This window comes from Acinetobacter sp. WC-743, assembly GCF_000335555.1.
In the GTDB taxonomy this organism is placed as follows: domain Bacteria; phylum Pseudomonadota; class Gammaproteobacteria; order Pseudomonadales; family Moraxellaceae; genus Acinetobacter; species Acinetobacter bereziniae.
Genome location: NZ_AMFQ01000036.1, coordinates 1 through 3,795, shown reverse-complemented (window position 1 = coordinate 3,795; position 3,795 = coordinate 1). Strand labels below are relative to the sequence as shown.

Sequence of the window (3,795 nt, the reverse complement as noted above, 5' to 3'; positions counted from 1 at the left end):
CTAAAGCCAGCAGCTGTTTGATTTTGTCCATTATAAACAGTTGATACGCTATTCGCCGTTACAGTCGCTTTGGCTTTGGCAATATCCAATGCACCATCAACAAAGCTCAGATCGTAGTTTTTATCAACACCATTGGCTTTGTTCGTATAACTGCCTGCATCTTTAGCGGTTACGGATGCTGTGACACCAGAAAGTACAGATTCAGTTTCACCATTGACCAAACCAGTAGCAGTAAAGCCTGATGCTGTTTGGTTTTTGCCGTTATAGGTCGTATTTAAACTATTCGCCGTTACAGTCGCTTTGGCTTTGGCAATATCCAATGCACCATCGACAAAGGTCAGATCATAGTTTTTATCAACGCCATTGGCTTTGTTCGTATAACTGCCTGCGTCTTTAGCCGTTACAGATGCTGTGACACCTGTCAATATCGAACTATCTTCGCCATTGACCAGACCTGTTGCACTAAAGCCTGATGCAGTTTGATTTTGTCCGTTATAAACAGTTGATACGCTATTCGCTGTCACCGTCGCTTTGGCTTTGGCAATATCCAAAGCGCCATCCACAAAGGTCAGATCGTAGTTTTTATCAACGCCATTGGCTTTATTCGTATAACTACCTGCATCTTTAGCCGTTACGGATGCTGTGACACCTGTCAATACTGAGCTATCTTCACCACTCACCAGACCTGTTGCAGTAAAGCCTGATGCAGTTTGGTTTTGTCCATTATAGGTCGTATTTAAACTATTTGCCTTTACAATGGCTTGCGCTTTATGAATTGTGGCACTTAAACCTATAGGCTGACTAAAAATATAATTTCCAGCATCCACACCTGTTAAGTTATAGCCTGTTACGCTCACAGACCTAATTCCTGCATTCTTATCTGTAAATGTTCCTATACCACTACCACTCAATCCAACAAAATCTCCTGCAATTGGATTGATTGAAGCAGTGCCATTTATGGTTGCATTGGACAAACCATCATAGGTTTTATCTGCAATACTTATTCCATTAATGGTTAAAACTGCAGGCGTTATATTAGCTTTAAGATTTGTCGGCTGTAGCAAGGTGTAATTTAAAGCATCTGTTCCCGACAACGTAAAACCTGAAACAGTCACATTTTTATCATTACCGACATTTTTGTCAGAAAATAATCCAATTCCAGTTCCAGACAACGAAATAGAATCACCCGATATTCCACCTACAATACTTGCATTTCCTGTTAATGACGCAGTTTTTGATGCGTTATAAACTTTGTTTACTGCACTTAAACCACCGATATTTAAACTCTTTGTTGTTATTGTCAGTGTTCCTGATCCACCATTGTCTTTATATATAACATCATTACCAAATTGTGTTGTATTTGCCCCTGTAGGAACGCCACTGATCAAGATTGAACCATCATTTAAACTATAAACACCTGCATTTTTACCGGTTGTTTTATAATTTAGTCCTGAAGCTAGCGTTCCTGAAGCAATCACCCCATCATAAGTTTTGTTAGCAAAATTAGCGACGACTTCTGTGACCAAAGGTTTTAGAAAATGACGTAGTAAGGGAGCAGATCTACCTTCATAAATACGCCAAATTTTACCAGTGCCTCCGGCATCATCAATATCCCAATTTGCAAAAGTTGAAATTTGTTGAAGTTCTGCTGTGGTTTTTCCTACACCACCAGCACTGCTTGTTCTTCCAGAAGTACTGGTGTTCCAGAAACTATTTGTGGTTATACCATTACCGCCACCAACAAGACCACCAACATACTGATTTCCAATGATATTACCTGAAGAATAAGTCTTATCAACATTTCCTCCATTAAAACCAACTAATCCACCAACATATTGATTTCCAATCACTGTGCCTGTGGCATAAGAATTATTGACTGGTCCCGAAGTTCCTCCAACTAATCCACCAACATAATTATTTCCTGTCACTGGACCTGTTGCAAAAGAAGAACTGATTAGCCCATCGCTATAACCAACCAGACCGCCAATATAGTTATTATTTGAATATTTCCCTTTTACAGTCACATTGGCATATGAGTTTAAAATATTGCCATAATTAAAATTCCAGCCAACCAATCCACCATACTGTTCAGTATTTCCTGTGACCAGCCCTGTATTGACATAGGCATTATTAATTGTGCCCAGATTAAGTCCAACCAAACCACCAGTTTTTCCATAACCCGAAATACCAATATTAGTCAGCCCAACATTTTGTATCAGTGCATCCTGATGCGTAATCGCAAACAAGCCGATCCCCTGATACATAGACTCAATACTGAGCCCATCAATCGCATGACCTAATCCATCAAAACGTCCCCGAAAAGTCTGTTGTGATAGATCCATTGGGCTTAAATTTGCATTATAAAAGCCAATTGGGTCGAATCCTGTATAACCATTCCATAGCTCCGAACTGCTGGCATCTATGTCTGCACCCAACACATAATTACCACTTAGGTTGCCGTTAATACCTTGTAAATCTTGACTTGTAATTGAACCTTGTGCGCCCAAAGCCGTAATGACTTGATAGTTAATGGTGGCTGCCGTTCCTTTTTGGGTACTAAAGTTCTGCCCTGCCTTTAAGTTTATTTTTGCGCCATTGTTAATATAATAATTTGCGCTGGTATTGGCTGTATTTTGCCCATAAATCAAATTAAGTTTGCCACTATTATTGGTCGCTGTAATGTTGGCATTAATATTAATGTTATTTTGTGCATTTAAAGTCAGGCTAGTCGCACTCCCCCAAGTCACATCAGCATTAACATTGATATCACCCTTTTGATTACCCGTAGTGCTGGTTAGTAATATGACATTACTGGTTGCAAGACTGCTTGCTAAAGTGGTTGCACCAATGCCACTACTACTTGCTGATGCATTACCCGAATTAATACTGAAATCTGTAGGGTCGATTAACCAAGTTCCTGTTTTTCCACTGTCTGATCGAGTGGACACAGCCGTAGTTTGATCGATCTTAACATCAGCTGCCGAGGTTTCAATAAATCCACCATCCTGACCATTTTTTCCTTCAGCTTTCAGTACGCCACTCACAGTGGTTGTACCAGTTTGCATATCACCCAGTAGAATAATTTCGCCTTTGGCATTTTGACTTAAACGGTTGGCTTCGATAATGCCTGAATGATTCACAACGGCTTTACTTAAACTGTCTTTGGCTTTTGCAGTTAAATAGACTGCGCCATTATCAGCAAGAATTGCTCCTCCATTGTCCACCAAACCTTTAAGAACCCCTTGATCCACTTGGTATTGGGTCAGTGAACCATCCTGTAAAGCAAGCGTGACTTGACTAGCGGATGTTAAATGCGTAGTTCCATTTGGTGTGGTAATAGAACCTGTATTTTTAACATTCGGCGCAATCAGCGCCACTGTTCCACCTTTTAAAGTTTGAATAGTGCCATAATTTTCTATACTTGCATGACTATTGGCATCGCCTTTTAAAGTGAATTGACCATTTTGAATATCATGGTCCGTAAGTGCTAACGTTGAAGCAACCAATCCCCCAACATTCACTTGAGCGGTTTTAGAGAAAACCACACCATTAGGATTGAGCAGAAACACCTGACCATTGGCATTTAAACGCCCCATGATTTGCGAAGCATTACTGTCTAATACATGGTTAATTGCGACTGAAGATGCATTATTTTGGTTAAAATTGACTGTCGCATTTTGACCAATGTTAAAGCTGTTCCAATTGGTGCTCAGTGTTTGACTACTTTGATTAATATTCAGGGTATGCCCATTTTGAGAAATCGTTGCCGAACCAGAATTAATTTGAGCGCCTGTC

At 40.1% G+C, this 3,795-nt stretch carries 1 protein-coding gene; it reads right to left on the bottom strand.

What is annotated here, in order from left to right:
- Positions 1 to 3,795 (bottom strand): YDG domain-containing protein (locus tag ACINWC743_RS04880; protein WP_009584598.1); only part of this gene is annotated, 3,795 nt, incomplete at both ends.